Raw genomic sequence first — 22,226 nt, forward strand, 5'->3', positions numbered from 1 at the left:
TTATATAAATTAGCTTAGATAAAGTTCCTAAAATGGTTAAATATGTTAAAATTTAAATAAAATTCTGAAAAAGGAAGGGGTAACTATGAGAGCGAGGTTCCTTCTTATTCTTTTGGGACTACTATTGCTAACAGCTTGTAAGTCAACGCCAATAAAAGGGGATTTAGGACAAATCTATATCGTGGCATTGGAATCCATTTTGCACCAGGAACAAGTACTAAGTGAGAATATGGAATATATCGCGATTGATACGAGTAATTTTGAAGATACAGAGGAAGAGGACATAATTAAAATCCTAAGCTACTTCGAGGAAAAATATTCAATAGAAGTATTAGAAGCTACTCTGGAGCAGCTAAAAGAAAAAGAGCACTATGATTCAGAAACAAAGGTTTTAAACGGTGTACTTCTTAGAATAGACAAGATTCAACCCGAGTCTGATGAGGCCGTCTTGTTTGAAGGTTCCAAATACCGGTCTGGTGATGGTGCAGTGGGAGTACAAGGCAGCATATATTTTGAAGACAATCAATGGAAATCCAAAGAAGTAGCAATCACCTGGGTTTCTTAATTCCAGATCAAACAAAGGGTGGGACTGCATGCTATTAACTCCATTAGGGGAAATCAAATTACTAGTGAACGGATTAGAAGTAGAGTATGAAGCGATAGAAATAGAAAAAGATCGTTTGTGCCAAGATGTAGATGGCAGGTATATGATTTTATTTGAAGTAAAAAATGAAAATAATATAAAGGAAATTACATGCTGTATCCCAGGTTTAGATATCAAGGGCTATACGGAAAGTGGAGAGATGCTAGAAGCGATTGCATTCTATAAGGATGATATAAAGCTGACAATCGGCGTGGTTGGAGAATTCAATTATCCTATTTATCAGCAGGATTATAATGGAGTCTATTTAGATAACGGCATCCAGTATATCCCATTTCCTAATTTCGCTAGCAGAACAATTAAATTTGGGGTGTGCTGGATTCAACCAGTGACAGAAGATAATGATATCCAAACACACTTTGGGGTCGATCTTGGATATTTGGGGGAGAGAAAATGAGATTAGAATTGGTGGGTGTATTCTTTATTTTTCTAAGTGGAATATTTTTTACTGCTGAAAGAATTGCCGAGGTATTAGCGGCTGGAATGAGACTTAGTGTAGATGTTTATTATCCCGACTTCTTTGATAACTTTTTCGTTTGGTTCTTTTTTGTAATTGGTCTACTTTTAATCGTAAATAAATTCCTATTGAAGCTGTGGAAAAACTATCATTCCTTCGTCTCACAGGGGAACTCAAATATAAATTCATAACTATAAGTGATCAAATGAAAAAGGGGAACGTGATGAGTAAAAAACACATGGTATTTTTCCTGTTTTTATTGTTAGTTGGATGCGAAAATGAGAGCGATATTATCAAGAAAAATGATACACCACAAAAAGAAATTCAAGAAACCATGGCGGTTGTAAATATTCCAGATGCACTTCTCACTGAAATCTCCCAACAAATTGAAGTTCCAAAAGAAGAACTAACACATGAAGATTTAGTTTGGGTAAGCACTTTAACCATTGATAGTCAGAATAATGATGATTTATCAGCATTATCTGAAATGAAAAATTTAGAACATCTTTACGTGACGGCTCCTATAGATATTAACTCTATCAGTAAATTAAGTAACTTAAAATATCTATATCTCCAGAACACACCTATATCAGAAGTGTCTTTTTTAAGTTCTTTTAAGCAATTAAATACGTTGGAAATATCAAATAGTGGCCTAGAGGAGCTGAAGGATTTTCCAGAGTTAAAAAATATAGTAAGTCTTAATTTGGTTAATAATCGAATAGAAGATTTAGCTCCACTGGATACCTTGATTTCTCTCAAAGATTTAGATATTACCAACAATCAAGTCATCTCGTTGTCTCCACTCGAAAGACTAGTGAATCTTGAAAGTCTTATTTTGATAGACAATCCAATTAAGGACTTTTCAACACTTGGTAAATTAGAATCTTTACTTTTTCTTTCGATGAACGGAACGTCTCTTCATTCTCTTGAATTTGTTAGCTCGTTGAATAATCTGGAGAGTCTGCAGGTTTCGGATACAGAGATTTCAGATTTGTCTCCTTTATCAGATTTACGTAACCTAACATACCTAGATATTCGAGATACAAATGTAACGTCTATCCAACCGTTAAATAATATTAAGGGGCTAAAATATTTATTAATAAACAAAGAGAAAGTCAAGGATTGGAGGCTACTCGAAAACAGAGAGGATCTAGTGATCTCTGAAAATGTTATAATAGCTGAATGAGTAAGAAGAAAAGAGCACCTCCGACTAACCATAAGTTCGGAAGTGCTCTTTAATGTTTTTTAAAAGATAAGCTAATTAGTCCGTGAAACACAAAGAAGTTAAATAACCTAGTAAAAATAGAAATCCGATCCCTATTACGACTGAATTCATGAGAAATTCCTCCTTCATAAAAAACCTACTGAATGTTTCCACTTTTTATTGTACAATGAATATGAAAAAGAGGAAACCTTTTGTTCTTTTAGACGTATATGTTTATACAAGTTATGACAAATTTGTTCAAAAAGAAGGTGTTTAAGTTGAAAAAGTGGCTTCAGAAATCCATTATTATCACAGTTGCATTCTTGACGTTTGGATTAATTTCCCCGAACCATTTAATTTGGGAGCAGCTGCTTGAAAAAGAATCACCAAATACTTTCTCATCGGCTGATACGGGTATTGAATATAGTAGTGTCATAGAGGAAACCGTTGATCAAAAGGAACTTCTGGCTATTGCAGCAAAAGAACAATCATACATAAAATTTGGACACCGAATAGGACCTGTTATTCAGGATGAGTTTGAGCAGGTGATCTTCCCTAGAATGCAAGAGGCAATCGATGTCGCTGTACAGAAGCTGGACAACCAGTCCATCAAACAGCTGGGCATTACAGAAACACCATCTGGAGACTATCATGAGAGGATTTTCCATATCTTTGATGAAAAATCTAAGAAGGATATTATTAGATTTCATGTTCGTACAGATAAAAAGCCTTTAGATGGATACTATTTTAATTTCCATTATCATTTAGCCGAAGATCACTATGCAAAGCATTATGTGTTAGGTGAGATATATTGGTCTAAAAATACACCACCAAAATGGCTCTCCTAGTCGAGAGCTTTTTTTACTTGAATCAGAAAGTGAGCGATATAAATGGAGCAATATTTGAATCTAATGCGATATATTAAAGAGAACGGGGTAGAAAAAGGCGACCGCACTGGTACAGGCACAAAAAGTGTCTTTGGTTATCAAATGCGCTTTAACTTGCAAGATGGCTTTCCACTTATGACAACAAAGAAAACGGCATTTCGTTTAATTGTGGGAGAGCTTCTCTGGTTTTTAAAGGGTGATACAAATGTGAAAACGCTGATCCAAGATAATATTCATATTTGGGACGAATGGGCGTTTGAAAAATGGGTAAATAGTGAAAAATATAAAGGACCGGATATGACGGATTTCGGAAGAAGGGCAGCAAAGGATCCAGCTTTCAAAGAGATTGTTCAACAAGAAATGGAGAAGTTTTGCGAACAAATTCTTGCTGATGAAAAGTTTGCAGAGGAATTTGGTGATTTAGGACCTGTCTATGGTAGACAATGGCGTTCTTGGCCCGGAAAGAATGGGGAGACGATTGATCAATTAACGAAGCTTATTGATCAGCTAAAAACGAATCCTGATTCTAGGAGACATATCATAACAGCCTGGAATCCGTCTGAGGTGGACGATATGGCACTGCCACCTTGTCACAGCTTCATGCAGTTCTATGTGGCAGATGGAAAGTTGTCCTGTCAGTTATACCAACGTAGCGCAGACGTATTCTTAGGGGTGCCGTTTAACATTGCGTCATACGCCTTGCTGGTACACTTGATAGCAAGAGAATGTGATCTTTCAGTTGGTGAGTTTGTCCATACATTAGGAGATGCACATCTTTACTTAAACCATATGGACCAAGTCGACACGCAGCTCAGCAGAACACCAAGGACTCTTCCCGAGCTTGTCCTTACAAAGGAAGATAAATCTATCTTTGATTTTGAAATAAAGGATATTACCATTCAGGGCTATGATCCTTATCCAAAAATCAAAGCAGATATTGCCGTATAAATAGGAGGAGAAGCAATGATTTCATTAATCGTCGCACATGATCCGGACCGAGTAATCGGATATAAAAATAAATTACCTTGGCATATCCCTGGTGACCTTGCTTACTTCAAGGAAAAGACGATGGGAAAAGCAATGATTATGGGGCGTAATACGTTTGAGTCAATAGGTAGAGCACTTCCTGGTCGGAAAAGCATCGTGGTGACTAGAAATCCTGATTACCAGGCAGAGGGAGCAGTTGTCACGACTAGTTTGATGGAAGCTGTTGAAATAGCAAAAGAACACCATGAAGAAGTAATGGTAATTGGAGGAGAGCAAATCTTCCGTACGATTCTTCCGAATGCTGATCGTTTATATATCACCTATATTCAACAGAACTTTACAGGTGATACGTATTTCCCACCATATAGTGCAAGTGACTGGGCGCTTACACAGACTTCAGAGGAAATGCAAACATCTGATGGAATAACATATGTATATTTGGTTTATGATAGAAAGGTTCGTGACTAGTTTGTTTTCATCTTTAAGAACGTTTGGCTTCTTATTTGGTTATTTGCCGATAAGTATGCCAAGATTACGCAAGATAAAGGAACAGAAGGGCAAGCTCTCTACTGAAGAATATGACAAGCTTGTACATTCTGTTCCCCAAATGTGGGCAGAAGGAATATTAGAGCGTACAAAAAGTACGTTTGAAGTGAAAGGGCTGGAAAATTTGCCAGAAGGGCCAGTTCTACTGATTAGTAATCATGAAGGGAACTTTGATATCCCTACGTTACTCACTTATATTCCGAAGCCTTTTGGGTTTATTTCAAAAGTAGAAGTGAAGAAACTACCGATTATTCGAACTTGGATGGAAGAAATGAACTGTGTCTTCTTAGATAGAAGCAGTAGAAAAAGTAGCTATCAATCTATCTTAGATACAATCGAGCAGTTAAAAAAAGGACATTCCATATTAATTTTCCCGGAAGGAACGAGAAGTAAAGGACAAGGAATCGGAGAATTCAAATCGGGTTTTATTCGTATAGCGAAAGAAGCACAAGTTCCGATTGTTCCCATTGCTATAAAGGGAACTTCTGAGATTATGGAGAAAAATAATAACAAAATCCGTCCTGCGCATGTTCAAATAAGTATTTTACCAACATATAGTAGTACAGAGGTTTTAGGAACAAATAGCAAAGATATGATACAGTTAATTCAGCAAAGAATTGAGCGAGAGCTCGTTCTTATGAATAATTCCAATTAATTTACATAAAGGGTTGCTTCTTTTTAAATAGAGGCTACTAAGGAAGGATTGATATGATTGTCACAGGTTCATATTGTTACAGATTCAACAGCAGATTTACCACAGGATATTGTTGAAAAATATAATATTCATGTAGTACCTTTAACAATTCAAATTGAAAATGAATCTTACATTGACGGGGTAAATATTCAGCCAGCAGAGTTTCTAGAGAAAATGGCAAAAACGAAGGAGCTGCCTAAATCATCTCAGCCAGCTATAGGAGTGTTTAAGGAGCTCTATGATGAATTAGGAGCAAAAGGAGATTCCATCATTTCCATCCATATGACTGGTGGGATGAGTGGGACAGTGGAATCAGCAAAAAGTGCCGCTGAATTAACCAATGCAGATGTTACAGTAATTGATAGTAGATTTATCTCATTCGCGCTAAGATTCCAGGTGGAGGAAGCAGCAAAAATGGCTATCTCTGGTGAATCGAAGGAAGCGATTATAGAAAAGGTATATGATATCCGCTCTAAAACCCATCTTTTTGTTGTGGTAGACACATTAGAGAATCTGGTGAAAGGCGGAAGGATAGGAAAGGGAAAGGCGATGATCGGCTCTCTATTGTCGATCAAACCAATCGCCTCTTTAGACGATGGTGTTTATACGCCGATTGCGAAGGCAAGAAGCCATAAGCAGGTAGTAAACTATCTATTTAATCAGTTTATGGAGGACACAAAAGGGAAAGTAGTAAAAGCAGTAGGAATTTCTCACGCAAATGGACTGAAAATGGCTACTCCATTAAAAGAGCTTATAGAAGAGTCTGGCTTTCAAGATGTGAAACTGTCGATTACCTCACCAGTAATTAGCACACATACTGGCCCAGGAGCAGTAGGCTTTATGTATATGACAGAATAAATCGAAAGGCAGGGAGGTGTTTGTCCCTGCCTTTATTTATAAACCGGCTACAAATAATAGGTGAGTGTTAGGGTAGGTAGGAATAAGGTTACAGCGTTTTATAGTAAAGGGGTTAACAATGAAGTATTTCATTCAAATTTGTTGTATCGTGCTACTTCTTGCAGCGTGTAGTGGGGAAGAAATAAGAGAGGTAAGTTTTCAAGAAAAACAGACAGTTTTGTTTGAAGAGTTATCCGTTCCTGAAAAGTTTTTCCCGAAGACATTGGATATAGTCGGACTAGGTGATTCACTGACACAAGGAGTAGGGGATAGCCTTAAAAGAAATGGTTATGTTGGCAGGTTGCAGAAGGAAATTTTAGCGTATAAAGGAATAGAAGACGTGATAATAACCAATACTGCAAAAAGAGGTAGAAGAAGTGACCAATTGTTAAAGCTTTTGAGAGACGGGGATATTGATCATCATGTTCGAAGGGCAGACATCATCACCGTAACGATTGGTGGTAACGATATGATGAAGGTATTTAAGAAGGACCTTTTTAACTTGAAGGTAGAAGCCTTTGAAAAAGAATTGGTACGTTTTGAAAACAATTATGATTCTATCTTAGAGGAGATTCGAGAGATTAATAGTACTGCTCCAATTGTGATGATTGGTATTTATAATCCAATAACCATTGTATCCGAAGAAACAAGTGAAGTTGATCAAATTGTTACGGATTGGAACGATACAATTGAATCTCTTTCCTATAGTGATATAAATGCCTGCTACGCACCGATAGATACTTTATTTGATACAAACGCAAATCTTGTTTATCATACGGATTTCTTCCATCCCAATAGTAAAGGCTATGAGCTTATTACCGACAGGGTTATCGAATCGCTAGAAAATTGTGGTTTGATTGATAAGGAAAGTAGGGAATTGTTTTTTATAAGGGATTAGAAAATATTTTTTTCTAATGATTGTTTAGCTCGAGCGTTCTCGCACGAGGATAAATAGGAGCATATTGCAGTGGCCGAGTGTATACTTGCTGTGTTTCATTTGCTTTTTGCAACGGACATAGGCGCTTGCGCTTTTCTTAAGGGGTTGATGAAATGAATAAATGGAAGATAGCGTTCTTTTTGCTCCTTATTATCATTGTAGGAAGTATTGGAGCGTTCATCTATTGGATAACTGCTCCTTCTGACTACGTAGAGGAGCCTATAGAAACAGAGGCATTTGCTTCGGGACATGTGTTAACTGTCAACACGACAAAAGAGGATTTTGAAGGAATAGCGAATTCCTTTATCCATAAAGCGATGGGTGGCAAACCACTGCCTCTGAAGCTAGAGGTAGACGATCAAATTGTCCTTACATCTGAACTTACAATTTTTTCCCTATCGTTACCTGTGAAGATGTATTTTGATCCTTATGTGGAGGAAGATGGGAATATACGGATGGAACAGTCTTCTGTAGAAGTCGGAAATCTACAAATTCCTCCTGAAACAGTTTTAAAGCTGTTAAGGGATTCCGTCGATTTACCTCCTTGGATGATTGTAAAGCCACAGGATGAAGAGGTCCTACTGCAGCTAACGAGTATTCCTGTTGCCTCTGGTGTCAACGTCCGAGCAAAAGAGTTGGATTTAAAGGTAGATAAGATTATCCTAGAAATAGTCGTACCTACAAAATAAGGGGGGATCTACCATGGAATTAGCTACGTTTGCTGGCGGCTGCTTTTGGTGCATGGTAAAGCCATTTGATACCTACGACGGCATTGAGAAAGTGGTATCAGGCTATACAGGTGGACATGTAGAGAATCCGACGTATGAACAAGTTTGTTCAGAAACAACCGGCCATTATGAGGCTGTTCAAATCACTTATGACCCAGCTGTCTTCTCCTATGATCGTTTATTAGAAATCTTTTGGTTGAACATTGACCCTACTGATGAAGAAGGGCAATTTTTTGATAAAGGGTCTTCCTATCAAACAGCCATCTTCTATCATTCTGATGAACAAAGGGAAAAGGCGGAGGCATCTAAAAAGGCGTTAGAGGAATCTGGCAAATTTAACAGGAAGATAGCGACGAAGATTTTACCAGCTTCCACTTTCTATGAAGCAGAGGAATACCATCAGGATTACTATAAGAAAAATCCGATGCACTATAATCGTTATTTCGAAGGCTCTGGAAGAAAAGCCTTTGTGGAAGCGAGTAGGAGGTATCATAATGAAGGATAAGCTAACAGAAATGCAGTATTATGTGACACAGCAAAATGGTACGGAGCCACCTTACCAAAACGAGTATGATCAGCATTTTGAAGAAGGAATCTACGTGGATATCGTCTCTGGCAAACCACTTTTCCATTCGAAGGATAAGTATGATGCAGGCTGTGGCTGGCCAAGCTTCACAAGACCAATCGAAGCGCAGGAAGTAACAGAACACTTTGATGACTCCCACGGGATGAGACGAGTAGAGGTTAGAAGTAAAACGGCTAATTCCCACCTTGGACATGTGTTCCCAGATGGACCAAAAGAGGAGACAGGCTTACGCTACTGCATTAACTCTGCGGCAATGCGTTTTATTCCAAAGGATAAGCTTGAAGAAGAAGGCTACGGCGAATATTTAAAGCTATTTTAAATAAACTACCTCGAGAGTCTAGGCTCTCGAGGTGTTTTCTTTGTACTGTGTAGCCGAGCGAATTACTCACTAAAGGAAATAGGAAGTGTAGAGACGTGTTAACCGGTCGAGGATGCTATCAAACGAGTTTGGGGGCATCAATCAGTAAATGTGTTTTACCATGCGATAAAAGAAGGCTATCGCGCGGTGGGAGGCAAGGGCTTGGGCTATCAATCGAAACCAGCAGTCTATCGAGCGATAAGAGTTAGCTATCGAGCGGAAAATGGATCCTATCGCGCGGAACTAGAGCAGTATCGAGCGGTGGGAGGCAAGGGCTTTAGGTATCGATCGAAACCAATGGTCTATCCGCGATAGGAGTTAGATATCGCGCGGAAAATGGACCCAATCGCTCGGAAAATGGATTCTATCTCTCGAAAATGACGAGGTATCCCTCGAAACTGAGGAGGGGCATAGTCTACTGCTCGAATCCACGGACCTTTTGCGCTGAACGAAGTATCTACTGCTCGGAAATAGGTTGTTAATGCTCGAAACAAGGTATTTATCGCTCGGAACCGACGTCCTGTCCTTTACCCAAAGGCTCTTTTCGCCACAACACGCAAGCGATAAAAAAACGATGAGCCCCTTAGCGAGCTCATCGTTTCTCTTATAGTTTAAATTCATTTACCACTTTTCTTAGTTCATCTGCTTGATGGGAAAGCTCTACGGCGGATGCGTTGATTTCTTCCATTGCGGCAGAGCCTTCTTGGGCAGCGGCTGCGGAAGTTTCGGTGTTTGCAGCAGTGTTTTCTGCGATTTGTGTTACTTCGATGAATGATGCCGCAACCTCTTGGCTGAAGTTAAGCGTTTGTTCAATTTGACTTACCATTTTTTCAATAATGGTGATAGTCTCTTCTGTCTGCTTCATGATTTGTTCTAGGGAGCTGGTTGTTTCATTGGCAACCTCGACTCCTTTGATAACACTTTCAACACCTTCGTGATTTTGTTTCACGATAGAAACTACTTCATGCTGGATGGAAGTGACGATATTGGTTACTTCTTTTGCCGCATTCTGAGATTGCTCGGCAAGCTTTCGTACTTCATCTGCCACCACAGCAAATCCTTTCCCATGCTCACCCGCTCTTGCTGCTTCGATTGCGGCATTAAGAGCAAGTAGGTTTGTTTGTTCTGCGATTGAAGTAATCGTCTTAATGATAGAAGTGATTTCATAAGATTTCGTTCCTAAGCTCTCCACAGTTTGAGAGGTAGTAGCCATCGTTTCTTCAATATTAAGCATTACTTTAGAAGAAAGCTGAACGGATTCTACTCCTTTTTTTGCAGCTAAGGACATATGATCGGTTGCTTTCTTTACCGTTTGTGCATCCTCGTTTAAATATCTTGTTGCTTCCTCTAAGGAATTCATTTTATTAATTGCTACTGTCATGCTTTCCATTGTTTGCTCGCTACCGGATGCAATCTCACTTGTTGAGTCCGCGATCGATTGAATGGTGATGGCAGTATCATCCGAAGAGGCCATTAGCTGTTGACCGCTTGCGGATACATTTTCAGTCAAGAGGCTAACTCTTTTCACTAAGCTTGCGATGGATCCAATTAAAACATTTGTATTGGTAGCAATCTCAGCGAATTCGTCCTTAGAACGTACTTTTACTCTTCTAGTTAGATCTCCACCAGCCTGTGCAATTTCCAGTATAGACTGGTTAATAGACTGGGTACTTTTGCCGATAGAATTGAATAAAAATATTCCGAAAATTAAGGTTAGAACCACCGCGATAGCAGTTAGTGAGATAAAAAGAATCAATGCGTTTTGATTATCATTTTCCATTTGTATTATTTTAGCTGCATTCTGCTTTTGAAGTAATTCGTTCATGGATCCAATCTGGACATCCATTTTACTCATTTCAGCCTTTCCACCGCCTGCATTTACTAGCTTTTGGGCAGCCTCGAAGCTGACAGTGTCTCTTTGGTTTATAACACGATCCGAATACGCCAGATATGCCTCTAGATGCTCGCTAATTGAAGTTATTTTCTTAAACTCCTCTGGGCGATTTTTATAGGTATTCTGGAGATTTTTTAATTGCGTAATAGCAGAGTCTTTATAATTCCGATAACTTGTCTTATAATTTGATTTACCTGTTATGATATAACTCTGCTCAGCGTTGGAAAGTTGGGCTAAAGTAGTAGCTATTTCATTTACCATCAGCTGTTCCGTAATTCCTACATTTATGTATTCTTCTAGTTCATTTTGAAATTGATGCATTTTCGATGATGTTAAAAAAAGCATAGCTACTAATATAAGTATTAACATGGAAAAAGCAACTATAACTCTTCCTCGAATAGAATGCAGGAGAGTTGTTTTCTTGAAAGATTTTTCTTTCCTTTTCTGTTTTTTAGGTGACGTGTTTGTTTCTACGCCTTGCCTATGTACTTTTTTATTTGACTCTTGTCTGTTTTTTCTTTTAAATAACAAAAAGAACAATCCTTTCGTGTAGTATTTTCTTAATATTTAAAGTTTACTTGTTTTGGAATAATTTATCTACTAAATTTTCAATTTATAGGAGTCTTTATGACTAAAGGAGGGGAAAAAATGGTTCAATCCTTTTATTTATTTGCGTTAAAATTTAGAGGGGGACAAAAGGAGGATAGCAAATCAATTTTTGCAGAGGCGATGTTTATGACGCACGATTTTCCAAAAACGGAAACTTCTTTCGTGGAGATTTCTAAATATATAGAAGAATTAGCACATCCAGATATGCCGGCAACTGTATTTGACGACATTTGGAGGCTCTATGAAGAACATATCCAATAACCACTTCTGAATTGCATTTACAGATAAAAACGGTTATTATTAACACGACAACTTTAGAAAAGAGGTTAAATGTAATGAGTATTCACATTAACGCAAAAAAAGGCGATATTGCCGATACTATTCTACTTCCTGGAGACCCACTAAGAGCAAAATATATTGCAGAAACTTTCTTAGAGGATGTAACTCAGTATAATGAAGTTCGAAACATGTTTGGATATACTGGTACATATAAAGGAAAGAGAATATCTGTTCAAGGAACAGGAATGGGAGTACCCTCTATTTCTATTTATGTGACAGAGCTTATGAATGAATATGATGTTCAAAAGCTAATCCGTGTTGGAACTTGTGGTGCTATTCAAAAAGACGTAAAGGTAAGAGATGTAATCCTTGCGCAAAGTGCTTCCTCGGATTCTACCTTAAACAAAGTATTATTAGATGACCTAAGCTTCGCACCAACTGCAGATTTTGACTTGCTTTATAAAGCATACAATGCAGGGAAGGAAGCTGGCTTAAATCTGAAGGTGGGTAATATTTTCACTGCGGATTTATTCTATAACGAAAATGCTCAGAACGAAAAGCTTGCAAGCTATGGCGTGCTAGCAGTGGAAATGGAATCTGCAGCTTTATACACTTTAGCAGCTAAATATGGTCGTCAAGCATTATCCGTTCTAACTGTTAGTGACCATATTATTACTGGAGAAGCTACTAGTGCTGAAGAAAGACAAACTACCTTCAATGACATGATTGTGGTTGCACTTGAAGCTGCAATCCAAGAATAATTTTCATGGAGGGCAATAAAAATAGACTGTCATCTACTGACGGTCTATTTTTAAAAGAAGCTTTAATTGAAAAGGGTGAAAGTTTTGGAAGAAGAAAAACAACAAAGCGAAGAGCTAGCATCTACAAATAGACCTGCTTCTAGACAGATTAAAATGAAGCCATTTGTATTTCTGCTAATGATTTTTGCCCTTATAGTGGTAACTGCTGGAGTAACGATGATCGCACTTACCTGGGGAGATGAAAAGGTTGTAGAAGTAGTTCCTCAATCTACTAATGAAAGAGAAGAGTTTGCGAAACTATATTTAGCTTATGACAAACTACAAAATGAATACTATGAAGAGATAGATGCTGAATCAGTAGTAAATGGAGCAATCAATGGAATGATTGATGCTTTGGGTGATCCTTACTCCGATTATATGAATCAAGAAGAGGCTTCTTCATTTAATGATAGTATATCCTCCAGCTTTCAAGGTATTGGAGCAGAGATACAAGAACTTGACGGCGTCATAACAGTTGTATCTCCTATTAAAAATTCACCAGCAGAAAAAGCTGGCATTTTACCGAATGATAGAATCCTAGCCGTAGACGGTAAGGATATCCAAGGCTACAGTGCTTCGGAAGCGGTACTTTTAATAAGAGGTCCAAAGGGAACAGAAGTAACCTTAACTGTAAAACGTGGAGATAATTCTTCGATGGAGATAACAATCGTGCGTGATGATATACCGATTGAGACAGTCTATGCAGAAATGTTAGATAACGGTATTGCGCATATTATCATTTCAAGCTTTTCTACGAATACCTATGAGGAACTATTAGAGGCGATTGATGAAATGGAAGGCCAAGGGATGAAGGGTCTGGTATTGGATGTAAGACAAAATCCAGGCGGACTTCTTGGTAGCGCAATAGATATATCAACCCTGTTCTTGGAGGAAGGGAAAACAATCCTACAAATCGAAGAAAAGGGTATTACCGATAAAACCAATGCTTCTGGTGGAAAACAAGTAGACGTTCCGATGGCTGTTGTGATTGACGAGGGTAGCGCATCTGCCTCTGAAATTCTTGCGGGAGCACTTAGTGAATCTGCGAACATACCATTAGTTGGAGTAAACAGTTTTGGTAAAGGCACTGTTCAGCAAGTGAATGATTTACCGGACGGTTCTAACCTCAAATTGACAACTGCGAAATGGTTAACACCAAATGGCAATTGGATACATGAGAAGGGAATTTCCCCAGACTTTAAAGTAGAATATCCATCTTATGCAATGTTATCTCCTCTTGATCCATCTTATGTGCTTCGATTAAATACTGACTCGGAAGCAGTTTCGGCAGCGAAAGAAATGCTTCAAGCAGTGGGATACGAAGTAGGAGAGATTAACACTGTATTTGATCAAGAAATGCAAGATGCTGTAAAGAAATTCCAAGCGGATAATGAATTAGAAGTTACCGGTGAGCTTACTGGCGATTCTACTAATTTGTTAATGAACTTGCTTCGTGAGAAAATCATGAACGATGATCCTCAGTTAGAGAAGGCAGTAGAAGTTGTAAACGATTTATTGACGAAATAATCAATAAAGGATAGAGCTATGGTCTGTCTTAGACCCTGATAATATAGTAAAAAGGGGTGTCCAATAAGTAGAATACTTATGGGCGCCCCTTCTTTATGTAGTATAGCTCCTGTAGCGGTAGAAAAGGACCCGTCTTTAAATAACTTTTCAGACGGGTCCTTTTCTAGTACTTAATTCGTGTTAAGTGAAACTGGATATAAGAAAGGATAAGTGTAAACGAATGATTGATGTATATCTGTTAAGTGGATTTTTAGGGAGTGGGAAAACCTCTCTACTTTCTACGTTAATTGAACAGCTTAAAAAGAAGGGACTAAAGCCAGCAGTCATCATGAACGAGCTTGGGAAACTTGCATTTGATAGCAGGGCAGTGGAGGAGGATATCCCTCTAAGGGAGATGCTTGAAGGCTGTATATGCTGCACAGGCTCTGAAAAAATGGAGGCTCAGCTACAGACATTACTGGCCGGTGAACAATTTGATGTTTTATTAATCGAGACAACAGGAGCTGCCCATCCTGTAGAAGCAATGGATGCCGTGTTATCACCTCTTTTTGCTAAAGAGCTCCACATGAAAGGAATTATTACCGTTGCGGATTGTAAAAGGTGGTTAGAAAAGGATAAGATGACACCACAAACAAGAGTGCTATTCCTTGAGCAAATACGGCATGCACATTTACTAATTGCTAATAAAATCGATCTCTTATCTGAATCAGAAGCAGCAGTTGTGACGATGCAGCTACAATCATTAAATCCACATGCACCTATCATTCAAACAACAAACAGTAGAGTTCCCCTTTCAGTGGTAGAAAAGATGGAGGCTACTTTTCAAGCAGGAGAGGTTCAACAATCTGCTATTGGAAAACAACTCACCTTATCTTCTAGGGTCCATACATTTGAACAGCCGGTTGATCAAATGGAATTCGAGAAATGGGTGAAGGACCTGCCTGATTCTATTTATCGAATAAAGGGGTATGTGCCAATTAAAGGACATAAAAACCCGTTTCTATTCCAATATGCATATGGGATGGTTCAGTGGTTACCTGAATATATAAAAATGGAGCCACAGATTGTCATTATCGGTGATGCTGTGAATGAAATTGAGGTAATGGGATGAGCGATGTGATATCTAGCCTCCAGTTACTCTATAAGGATAGAAAATCTCTCCAGACTATCCAAAGTGAGGAACAGGTCCGTCAAATACTAAAAGCAGAGCTGCTAGATGAGTATACGCACCCAAGGGCGAGATTATCATTAGAAAAGAAATATACGCTAATAAAATCGAAGGTAGTTAACAGAAAGCTTCTACCGAAGGCGCAGGAGGAGCTTCTTTCTGTTCTACAAGAAGAGTATGAAAAAATGAAATGAGCGAAAAAAATAGGCAATTCTTATATGCATATTAAAAGTCAAACAACACCATTAATAAGACTGGAGAGGATTCGAGCAATTTCGGTTCCCCTACCAGTCTTTATTTAAAGTTTTATAATACGTCCAGAAAAAACGATTGTATTAGAAGCAATAAGTAGAGGTGTATCAATGGAAGAATCAATAAATACTATTCCTACATTAACTTAGAACCTTTATTTATAAAGTGGTTTTTTTCATTTCTGTATTTCCTTGATCGATTTATACCTATTTTTTTGCAATAAGATTAAGCGAGTGCCAAGTGTGATAGCTCCTAATGTCAGTCCGACAATCAATCCGACCCAATAACCGAAGGGACCAAGAGAGGAATAGGTTCCTAGTATATATCCCGTTGGAAGGCCAATTATCCAGTAAGAAATAATTGCCATTATAAACGTAATATTTACATCTTTATAGCCTCTTAATGCTCCCTGTACAGGTGCCTGAATTGCATCAGAAAGCTGGAATAACGCAGCAAAATAAAAGAATTGAATCGTCCAAGACACTACTTGTGCGTTGTCAGTATATAGCGATGCAATGGGCTCTCGAAACACAATGAGAATGGATGCTGATAGAAAGCTAAAGGCAACAGCAGCTCCCACGCTTAACCAACTATATGCTTTTGCCTCTCGATAGTTATTTGCACCAATCTCACGACCCACTAGAATCGTTGCCCCCATAGCAATGCTTAATGGAATCATATATAGCAAGGAAGTAAAGTTCATAGCAATTTGATGTGCAGAAATAACTACTGTAGAATATACACTCATCAATAAGGTTACCGCAGAAAAGATAGTGGTCTCTGCAAATAACGACAAGCCAATTGGGATACCAATTTTCGTTAGACGCTTCCATTTTTCCAGGGAAGGCTTTGGCCAGCTTTTAAATAAATCAATCTTTCGAAACTCTTTCACCTTTAGAAATATCACAATGGTAAAAAACAAAACGAACCAATAGGTTAAAGCCGATGCTAATCCAGCACCCATTCCTCCCATTGCAGGGAAACCAAGCTTACCAAAAATAAAAATATAATTTAAGAAAATATTAATAGGTACAGATAATAAGGTGATAAACATGGAAACTCTCGTCTTAGCATGTGCATCTATGACGGCACGAAGGACACTGTATAAAAATAAAGGAACAAGACCGATTGTCATCATATATAAATAATTCTTTGCTACGGAGCGTACACTAACTTCAAGAGGCATCTTTACTAGTAAAAAATCCACTAAAGAGATTATCCCTACATATACGACAAAAGCTAGTAAAAAGGCTATATAAAATCCTTGCTGTATATACGCTCTTACATCTTGCTCCTTTTTCGCGCCGATTAATTGTGCTACAATTGGCGTTATACCAAGTAGAATACCGGTTAATCCTGTATAAACTGGTACCCAGATAGAGGAACCAATAGAAACACCGGCTAGATGATCGATATGGTATTTACTAGTCATTAAAATATCAAAAAAGGTCATTAAATAAAGTGCTACCTGGGTCACTAAAATCGGTAAGACGATTTTAGACATATAAATGGCTTTTGTTCGAAGTGTTTTCTTTTCTCGCATTTCGCATACATCCTTTAAGCTATAAAAAGTTAGGAGATTCTTGAATGAATAACAATACAATTGTATTAACTGGTGGAGGTACAGCAGGGCATGTATCCCTGAATGAGGCCATCATCCCAGAATTAATTGCAAAGGGATATGAAGTCCATTATATAGGTTCACCTGATGGCATTGAAAAAACCATTATACAAAACAGCTTTCCAACTATCCCATATTATTCTATCTCAAATGGGAAGCTAAGAAGATACTTTTCTTTGAAAAATATATCGGATCCCTTCAAGGTTTTAAAAGGAACCCTCCAGTCTTTAAGAATACTTAGAAAAGTAAAGCCTTCTTTAGTATTCTCTAAGGGTGGGTTTGTTTCTGTACCTGTCGTGATGGCGGCAAGACTAGCTAATATTCCGGTTGTCATCCACGAATCAGATATTACACCTGGATTAGCAAATAAAATCGCAGGCACCTTTGCGGAGCATATTTTTACAGTTTTCGAGGAGACCCTAAAATATCTTCCAAAAGAAAAGTCTACTTCTATTGGTGCTATTCTTAGACCAGATCTTTTTCAAGGAGACGAGAAGATTGGATTAGAGCTAACAGGGTTTAGCCCATTAAAGGAAACGATAATTGTCATGGGAGGAAGTCAGGGCTCCAAAATACTCAATGATGCCATAAAAGAAAATATCGCAGAGCTTACCAAGAGGTATCAAATCATTCATTTATGTGGTATGGGAAATAATGATAAATCATTGGAAGGTACGCCTAACTATATTGCCTTTGAGTATGTGACGAAGGAGCTGCCTCATTTATTAAAGATATCGAAGTATGTAATTAGCCGGGCAGGCTCAAATTCCATTTTTGAATTTTTAGAGTTGAAAAAACCTATGCTTCTCATTCCGCTTTCTAAACATGCAAGCCGGGGAGATCAAGTGCTTAACGCACATTACTTTAGTAAGAAAGATTATGCTATTGTTTTAGAAGAGGAAAATCTCACGCCTAAATCTTTTGTTGAATCCTTATATAGACTGATTGATGAGAAGGAAACAATTATTGACGCACAATTTACTGCATCTCCCTCTAAAACCCCAGAACAGTTTACAGACCTTTTATTAACATATAAAAATTAGATGTATTGAAACGGTACCAATGCAATTGTTGGAGGAGCAGCGCCTATCGCCGATATCTATTATAGAAGTGGTAGGGACCAAACCATTCCTTTCTTGATGATTTTGGGCTGTTAGTTCGTAAAAGCGTCGGCGATTCCTGCGGTAGAACAAGACAGGTGAGACATAGCAACAGCACGCGTAAGCGTTCGGCTATGTCTCATTTTTATGGATGGAAAACTAAGGATGTCACGTCGTGTGACAACGTTCTCCTCACCAACATCCTGTTGGCCTGCTGAAAGCATCTGACGTAGTGAAGAAAGAACCTATGACTAAAAAAATAAAGAAATTAATACTATTCCTTTTGTCATAGGTGCTAATCTCGTTAAAATTTATTAATCAACTTTTTAGTTTAAGTAGTAAACAATAATTGGTTCGTAGCAGCGTCGCCGACTCCAACAGGATGAGGGAGACTGGTAAGCCTAGCAACGGCACGCGTAGCGTTCGGCTATGGCTTACCTTAAGGAGGGAAAACTAAAAACGTCACTTCGTGTGACAACGTTTTCCTGACCAACATCCTGTTGGCCTCCGACGTAGCGGAGAACCTAAACGTAAAAAGTAAGAAAGCACTTATGATTCTTATCAAGATTAAGAATCATAAGTGCTATTTTTGTCCCTACCATTTTTTTATTCAATTAGTAAATCCTATAATAGTTTCTGTAGCAGTAAACACTCCTAAATTGCTTGCTCTTCTTCTTCTACATCGCTCTGTAGCAAAGTTAAATAGAATAGATCCTTTGGTATATAGTAGAGGTCAAAAGCCTCTTGGTTTTTATTGATTGCTTCATAGATAAGGGGATGTGAATCATTTGCTTTCAGTGCATATCTTAATTTTTCAGTAGCCTTAATGCTCTTTATATTATTTTTTTTAATGCGTAAATAAACAGTATGAATATTACACTCGAAGAAAAGCTCTTCTAAGAATTGTTCTTTTGCTTTTTTATTATAGCCAAGTCCTTGGAAAGGTGTGCCTATCCATGTACCCATAAAACCAGCTCCATCTTGAATATCAAAAAGGTTAATGGTACCAATTGGCTGACCGAAATCACTGATAATTGTTCGGGAAATCACTAGTCCAGCTTGCTCATCTTCGATTATTTGCTTTGTTTGGAACCAATATTCATCTGCAGAATATGCCTTTTGCCGAACAAAAGAAAGAATAGTCGGGTCGGCCATTAGCTCATATAATGCAGTACATTCATGTAAATCTCTTTTTTTCAACACAAAAAAACGCCTCCATCTAGTACCTATACGAAAGTAGACTTTCATATGGTTCCCCTGAAATTTTTCACTAAGAATCGCATAAAAAATTTCGGGGTAGGAATCGAACCTACTAGAACCAGTTAAGACTGGTGGCGCACCATTTGCCTTCCCACGACAAGGTTCCCCTTGTCTTATAAAATTATTTGCATAAAATAATATACTTTGTTTTTATCAATTTGAAAAGTAAAAAATACTATAATTCTTCCTGTTTTGAATTAATATACTTGTATGTTTCACAAATTATTCATATGATGAAAAAAAGGCTAAGCCACAAGCTTTTTGTTGCTATTTCTAGGATTATATCTAACCCTTTTAAAAAATACAATCTTTTTTCAAGTAATCTATAAAAGAAACTCTTTTCGGAGTTTTAACAGATATTTGTATCTAAGAAGCAAGATTGCCACATTGCTGGATGAAAGAGCTTGTTACAGGAAAAACTAATGAAACAAAGTCTACATAATAATTATTAGTTTCATTCATCACCAGATGAATTTGATTTGTAAAAGGAAGTGTCCAAGTGAAACGTCATATTTTAGTCATTGAGGACGAAGTGAATATTGCAAAATTTATTGAGCTAGAGCTTAAACATGAGGGATTTGATGTAACGGTTACCCACGATGGGAGAACCGGGGCTGGACTAGCCCTTTCTAGTGAGTTTGATTTATTACTGGTAGACGTCATGCTTCCCCACTTAAATGGGATGGAAATATGCAGGAGGGTAAGGAATCAAAAGAACACGCCAATTATCCTTATAACCGCAAGAGATGCCATTATCGATCGAGTATCTGGCTTAGAGGCTGGTGCAGATGATTATGTTGTAAAGCCGTTTGCTATTGAAGAACTACTAGCAAGAATACGTGCAGTATTAAGAAGGGTAGATACCTTTGACAAGGGAGAGGTTCTAGAAATTAAAGAACTTCAAGTGGATAAGGATGCCTACCGAGTAAGCTATCAGAACAAAGATATCGAGCTGACAAAAACAGAGTTCGATTTATTGGTGTTATTCATGTCTAACATAAATAGAGTGTTAACCAGAGACTTAATTCTTGAGAACGTTTGGGGATATGAAACAGAGGTTGAAACAAATGTGGTGGACGTTTACATAAGACACTTGCGGAAGAAGCTACCTCTGGAAGTTGCGGTGCTTATTGAAACGGTTAGGGGTGTAGGGTACGTGATGCGCAAATGAAAAAATGGACTATCCAAAAGAAGTGGACTGTTTCCTCAGCGATTTCTATCTTTCTCAGCTTTTTAGTAATGTGCATTATCTTATATTTTTCCTTACAAGCCTGGCTGTTAAATGCCGAAAGGAACACAGCACAGAACACACTAAATGAGGTAGTGATGTTTCTTGAATCCCGAGGACCCATCATCTCTCTTCAAGATATTCAGGGTAACAAAACGCTTCTAAATCAGTTATTAAACCAGGAACAATCTGTCCGGATTTTAAATTCGGATGGAATTGAGATTTTAAGAATCAATGATGCAAGTCCTTTTGCAAGCTTTCAAAAGTCGGAGGAGTTTGCGCGAGGGAAAATTAACGGACAAGCATTTTATACGAAGACATCACCAATTGATTTTGGTTTGTTTACTGGCTATGTGGAAATTTCCCACAGCTTGGAGGATTTTGAGGAATTAATGGATTATATGTTCATTTCTATGACTGTCTTCGCATTAGTAGCCTTATTCGTCTCTGCATTCATTGGTTATTCCCTCTCAAGCTTTTTATTGAAGCCTTTACAGGATTTACGAGATGAAATGGTAGAGGCTAAGGAGCATAAATTTTTAAAGAGAGTTCACTTTGATGATGTTCCTTCTGATGAGATAGGTGAAATCCTTGTACTTTATAAGGAACTGATGGACCAAGTGTCAGAGACTATCACGAGACAAGATGAATTTATTCATAATGTCTCTCATGAGCTAAGAACCCCTATTCAAGTAGTAGAAGGCCATCTCGCTTTATTAAACCGATGGGGAAAAAGTGATCCAGCAGTACTGGATGAATCACTGGATATCTCATTGGAAGAAGTGAAAAGAATGAAAACTCTCATAGAAGAGATGTTAAAGCTAGCTAAGAATGAACAAACTGATTACACGGTGCAAACATCGGTGAAGGAAGTGGTGGACGAGCAGATCAAGCTCTATAAAACACTAGCACCAAATACTACTATCAGCTATGAAGAAAATACGGCTGTGTTTGTTTCGGTGCCAAAGACAGTTTTAATCCAAATCGTTAGTAATCTTATCGATAATAGTATCAAATATAATGATAAAGAACCGTTAATTAGTATAAAAGCCCGAAACTTGCCAGGAGAGTCGCATATATCCATAATGGATAACGGGATAGGGATTCCAGAGCCGCTATTAGACAAAATCTTCGATCGATTCTTTACCGTGGAAGAAGCAAGGACAAAAGCAAAAGGTGGTTCTGGATTGGGCCTTAGCATCGTCCAACGGCTTGTGCATGCATATAAAGGGAATATATACGCTAGCAGCTCCGAAAATGGAACAAAATTTGACATTAAATTCCCGAATTTAACAATTGAATAAACATTCATAAAAATTGATTATAAAAATTATAAAAAGTGTTAGTAAATTTGTGAAAAAGCATTGTAATTTTCTCCGAGAGTAGTAAGATGGAAGTGGAAAAATCTTATCAGCGTGCTATCTTTCGGACATCAAGAAAGAATGGTAAACTATAAGTGTGAATTATTTATCAATTTATTCGTAATCTTTCCGTTATGCAATTTTTGTTTTATTTATCATTAAATGCCAGTAGGCATAAAATGTTG

At 37.9% G+C, this 22,226-nt stretch carries 24 protein-coding genes; 21 read left to right on the forward strand and 3 right to left on the reverse strand.

What is annotated here, in order from left to right; genetic code table 11:
- Positions 1-85 precede the first annotated feature (85 nt).
- From AC1VU3_RS02940 to msrB, 13 genes are all read left to right on the forward strand, one after another.
- On the forward strand, positions 86-565 hold the full coding sequence (locus AC1VU3_RS02940; protein ID WP_482982692.1) for a peptide ABC transporter substrate-binding protein: 480 nt from the start codon (positions 86-88) through the stop codon (positions 563-565).
- 28 nt (positions 566-593) lie between these two features.
- Positions 594-1,058 carry a hypothetical protein gene (locus tag AC1VU3_RS02945; protein ID WP_482982693.1) on the forward strand — a complete coding sequence of 155 codons (465 nt, stop codon included), beginning with the start codon at positions 594-596 and terminating at the stop codon, positions 1,056-1,058.
- Positions 1,055-1,309 carry a hypothetical protein gene (locus AC1VU3_RS02950; protein WP_482982694.1) on the forward strand — a complete coding sequence of 85 codons (255 nt, stop codon included), beginning with the start codon at positions 1,055-1,057 and terminating at the stop codon, positions 1,307-1,309. Before AC1VU3_RS02945 ends, AC1VU3_RS02950 begins: the two co-directional genes overlap by 4 nt.
- A 32-nt stretch (positions 1,310-1,341) precedes the next feature.
- Positions 1,342-2,304 (forward strand): leucine-rich repeat domain-containing protein, encoded by a 963-nt coding sequence (locus AC1VU3_RS02955; RefSeq protein ID WP_482982695.1) that lies wholly within the window; start codon positions 1,342-1,344, stop codon positions 2,302-2,304.
- A 296-nt stretch (positions 2,305-2,600) separates the two neighbouring features.
- Entirely contained in the window at positions 2,601-3,170 is a 570-nt protein-coding gene (locus tag AC1VU3_RS02960) for a YpjP family protein (protein WP_482982696.1), read from the forward strand.
- Between the two features lie 42 nt (positions 3,171-3,212).
- Positions 3,213-4,157 carry a thymidylate synthase gene (locus AC1VU3_RS02965; protein ID WP_482982697.1) on the forward strand — a complete coding sequence of 315 codons (945 nt, stop codon included), beginning with the start codon at positions 3,213-3,215 and terminating at the stop codon, positions 4,155-4,157.
- 15 nt (positions 4,158-4,172) lie between these two features.
- Positions 4,173-4,664 (forward strand): dihydrofolate reductase, encoded by a 492-nt coding sequence (locus tag AC1VU3_RS02970; RefSeq protein ID WP_482982698.1) that lies wholly within the window; start codon positions 4,173-4,175, stop codon positions 4,662-4,664.
- Complete coding sequence (locus tag AC1VU3_RS02975) at positions 4,627-5,397, forward strand: lysophospholipid acyltransferase family protein (protein WP_482982699.1); 771 nt, start codon at positions 4,627-4,629, stop codon at positions 5,395-5,397. Before AC1VU3_RS02970 ends, AC1VU3_RS02975 begins: the two co-directional genes overlap by 38 nt.
- Before the next feature lie 57 nt (positions 5,398-5,454).
- Positions 5,455-6,294 (forward strand): DegV family protein, encoded by an 840-nt coding sequence (locus tag AC1VU3_RS02980; protein ID WP_480387825.1) that lies wholly within the window; start codon positions 5,455-5,457, stop codon positions 6,292-6,294.
- A 118-nt stretch (positions 6,295-6,412) separates the two neighbouring features.
- Positions 6,413-7,231 carry a GDSL-type esterase/lipase family protein gene (locus AC1VU3_RS02985; RefSeq protein WP_482982700.1) on the forward strand — a complete coding sequence of 273 codons (819 nt, stop codon included), beginning with the start codon at positions 6,413-6,415 and terminating at the stop codon, positions 7,229-7,231.
- Positions 7,232-7,383: 152 nt separating this feature from the next.
- The gene (locus tag AC1VU3_RS02990) at positions 7,384-7,959 is read left to right on the forward strand and encodes a YpmS family protein (RefSeq protein ID WP_480387827.1); all 576 of its coding nucleotides are present in this window, start codon (positions 7,384-7,386) and stop codon (positions 7,957-7,959) included.
- A gap of 13 nt (positions 7,960-7,972) precedes the next feature.
- The gene (msrA, locus tag AC1VU3_RS02995) at positions 7,973-8,503 is read left to right on the forward strand and encodes a peptide-methionine (S)-S-oxide reductase MsrA (protein ID WP_482982701.1); all 531 of its coding nucleotides are present in this window, start codon (positions 7,973-7,975) and stop codon (positions 8,501-8,503) included.
- Entirely contained in the window at positions 8,493-8,903 is a 411-nt protein-coding gene (msrB, locus tag AC1VU3_RS03000) for a peptide-methionine (R)-S-oxide reductase MsrB (protein WP_482982702.1), read from the forward strand. Before msrA ends, msrB begins: the two co-directional genes overlap by 11 nt.
- Before the next feature lie 643 nt (positions 8,904-9,546).
- On the opposite strand, the gene AC1VU3_RS03005 is transcribed toward msrB, so the two are convergent.
- A complete protein-coding gene (locus AC1VU3_RS03005; protein WP_482982703.1) occupies positions 9,547-11,367 on the reverse strand; it encodes a methyl-accepting chemotaxis protein in 1,821 nt (606 codons plus the stop codon).
- Between the two features lie 117 nt (positions 11,368-11,484).
- On the opposite strand from AC1VU3_RS03005, the gene AC1VU3_RS03010 reads away from it, so the two are divergent.
- The 5 genes from AC1VU3_RS03010 (at position 11,485) to AC1VU3_RS03030 (ending at position 15,413) form a co-directional block, all read left to right on the forward strand.
- The gene (locus AC1VU3_RS03010) at positions 11,485-11,706 is read left to right on the forward strand and encodes a YozE family protein (RefSeq protein WP_480387831.1); all 222 of its coding nucleotides are present in this window, start codon (positions 11,485-11,487) and stop codon (positions 11,704-11,706) included.
- Between the two features lie 74 nt (positions 11,707-11,780).
- Complete coding sequence (gene deoD, locus AC1VU3_RS03015; RefSeq protein ID WP_480387832.1) at positions 11,781-12,485, forward strand: purine-nucleoside phosphorylase; 705 nt, start codon at positions 11,781-11,783, stop codon at positions 12,483-12,485.
- Positions 12,486-12,569: 84 nt separating this feature from the next.
- Positions 12,570-14,051: a lmo1851 family serine protease gene (locus AC1VU3_RS03020; RefSeq protein ID WP_480387833.1), complete on the forward strand. Its 1,482-nt coding sequence runs from the start codon at positions 12,570-12,572 to the stop codon at positions 14,049-14,051.
- Between the two features lie 220 nt (positions 14,052-14,271).
- Positions 14,272-15,162 carry a CobW family GTP-binding protein gene (locus tag AC1VU3_RS03025; RefSeq protein ID WP_482982704.1) on the forward strand — a complete coding sequence of 297 codons (891 nt, stop codon included), beginning with the start codon at positions 14,272-14,274 and terminating at the stop codon, positions 15,160-15,162.
- Positions 15,159-15,413, forward strand: coding sequence for a hypothetical protein (locus AC1VU3_RS03030; protein ID WP_482982705.1), 255 nt, complete (start codon positions 15,159-15,161; stop codon positions 15,411-15,413). The genes AC1VU3_RS03025 and AC1VU3_RS03030 overlap by 4 nt, the downstream gene beginning before the upstream one ends.
- 233 nt (positions 15,414-15,646) lie before the next feature.
- On the opposite strand, the gene AC1VU3_RS03035 is transcribed toward AC1VU3_RS03030, so the two are convergent.
- Positions 15,647-17,014 carry an MATE family efflux transporter gene (locus AC1VU3_RS03035; protein ID WP_482982706.1) on the reverse strand — a complete coding sequence of 456 codons (1,368 nt, stop codon included), beginning with the start codon at positions 17,012-17,014 and terminating at the stop codon, positions 15,647-15,649.
- A 44-nt stretch (positions 17,015-17,058) separates the two neighbouring features.
- On the opposite strand from AC1VU3_RS03035, the gene AC1VU3_RS03040 reads away from it, so the two are divergent.
- Positions 17,059-18,135, forward strand: coding sequence for an undecaprenyldiphospho-muramoylpentapeptide beta-N-acetylglucosaminyltransferase (locus tag AC1VU3_RS03040; RefSeq protein WP_482982707.1), 1,077 nt, complete (start codon positions 17,059-17,061; stop codon positions 18,133-18,135).
- 711 nt (positions 18,136-18,846) lie between these two features.
- Here AC1VU3_RS03040 and AC1VU3_RS03045 read toward each other — a convergent pair.
- Entirely contained in the window at positions 18,847-19,395 is a 549-nt protein-coding gene (locus AC1VU3_RS03045) for a GNAT family N-acetyltransferase (RefSeq protein WP_482982708.1), read from the reverse strand.
- A gap of 556 nt (positions 19,396-19,951) precedes the next feature.
- Here AC1VU3_RS03045 and AC1VU3_RS03050 point away from each other — a divergent pair.
- Both AC1VU3_RS03050 and AC1VU3_RS03055 read left to right on the forward strand, forming a co-directional pair.
- Positions 19,952-20,623, forward strand: a complete 672-nt coding sequence (locus tag AC1VU3_RS03050; RefSeq protein ID WP_482982709.1) for a response regulator transcription factor — start codon at positions 19,952-19,954, stop codon at positions 20,621-20,623.
- Positions 20,620-21,984 carry a sensor histidine kinase gene (locus AC1VU3_RS03055; protein ID WP_482982710.1) on the forward strand — a complete coding sequence of 455 codons (1,365 nt, stop codon included), beginning with the start codon at positions 20,620-20,622 and terminating at the stop codon, positions 21,982-21,984. The genes AC1VU3_RS03050 and AC1VU3_RS03055 overlap by 4 nt, the downstream gene beginning before the upstream one ends.
- Positions 21,985-22,226 lie beyond the last annotated feature (242 nt).

The organism is Psychrobacillus sp. Z16_25, from assembly GCF_056856695.1.